Raw genomic sequence first — 1,585 nt, forward strand, 5'->3', positions numbered from 1 at the left:
GCGTAACAGTTTACAACGCACATTAGATTGTTCATTACCTGTCACCTTTGCTTTTGACTACCCAACTATAGAAATAGCGGTTAAGTACCTAACACAAGTTGTAATTGCACCGATGGAAAGCACAGCATCGCAGCAAACAGACTCTTTATCAGCAATGTTCACAGATACTTCGTCCATCGGGAGAATTCTTGACAACGAAACAGATGTGTTAGACAGCGAAATGCAAAGTGATGAAGATGAATCTTTGTCTACACTTATACAAAAATTATCAACACATTTGGATTAGGAGTGATCAATAATTATACATTGCGGACGTGAGCATACAAGTAAAGGAAAAATGAATGAACGCTTTGTCAGAAAATCAGGTAACTTCTATAGTCAAGAAGGCATTGAACAAAATAGAGGAGTTACAAGCCGAACTTGACCGTTTAAAATACGCGCAACGGGAACCAATCGCCATCATTGGAATGGGCTGTCGCTTTCCTGGTGCAGACACACCTGAAGCTTTTTGGAAATTATTGCACAATGGGGTTGATGCTATCCAAGAGATTCCAAAAAGCCGTTGGGATATTGACGACTATTATGATCCCACACCAGCAACACCCGGCAAAATGTATACACGTTTTGGTGGTTTTCTCGACCAAATAGCAGCCTTCGACCCTGAGTTCTTTCGCATTTCTACTCGTGAGGCAATCAGCTTAGACCCTCAACAGAGATTGCTTCTGGAAGTGAGTTGGGAAGCCTTAGAACGGGCTGGGCTGACAGGCAATAAACTGACTACACAAACAGGTGTCTTTGTTGGCATCAGTGAAAGTGATTATCGTGATTTGATTATGCGTAATGGTTCTGACCTAGATGTATATTCTGGTTCAGGTAACTGCCATAGTACAGCCAGCGGGCGTTTATCTTATTATTTGGGACTTACTGGACCCAATTTGTCCCTTGATACCGCCTGTTCGTCCTCTTTGGTTTGTGTGGCATTGGCTGTCAAGAGCCTACGTCAACAGGAGTGTGATTTGGCATTGGCGGGTGGTGTACAGATACAAGTGATACCAGATGGCTTTATCAAAGCCTGTCAATCCCGTATGTTGTCGCCTGATGGACGGTGCAAAACATTTGATTTCCAGGCAGATGGTTATGCCCGTGCTGAGGGGTGTGGGATGGTAGTTCTCAAACGCCTATCCGATGCAATTGCTGACAATGATAATATCCTGGCCTTGATTCGTGGTGCCGCAGTCAATCATGATGGCTACACGAGTGGATTAACCGTTCCCAGTGGTCCCTCACAACGGGCGGTGATCCAACAGGCATTAGCGGATGCTGGAATACACCCGGATCAAATTAGCTATATTGAGGCACATGGCACAGGTACATCCTTAGGCGATCCTATTGAAATGGGTGCGATTGGGCAAGTCTTTGGTCAACGCTCACAGATGCTTTTCGTCGGTTCGGTCAAGACGAATATTGGTCATACTGAGGCTGCTGCTGGTATTGCTGGTCTCATCAAGGTTGTACTCTCAATGCAGCACGGTGAAATCCCAGCAAACTTACACTTCGACCAGCCAAGTCCTTATATTAACTGGGA

General features: G+C 44.9%; 2 protein-coding genes. Both read left to right on the plus strand.

Features of this window, described 5'->3' with window-relative positions; genetic code table 11:
• A partial coding sequence (locus NWP17_RS04380) for an acyl carrier protein (protein WP_280653696.1) occupies positions 1-286 on the plus strand: 286 nt, incomplete at its 5' end.
• Between the two features lie 55 nt (positions 287-341).
• The coding region (locus NWP17_RS04385) for a type I polyketide synthase (protein ID WP_280653697.1) at positions 342-1,585 on the plus strand (1,244 nt) is incomplete at its 3' end.

This window comes from Chrysosporum bergii ANA360D (assembly GCF_029891735.1).
Lineage (GTDB): Bacteria > Cyanobacteriota > Cyanobacteriia > Cyanobacteriales > Nostocaceae > Umezakia > Umezakia bergii.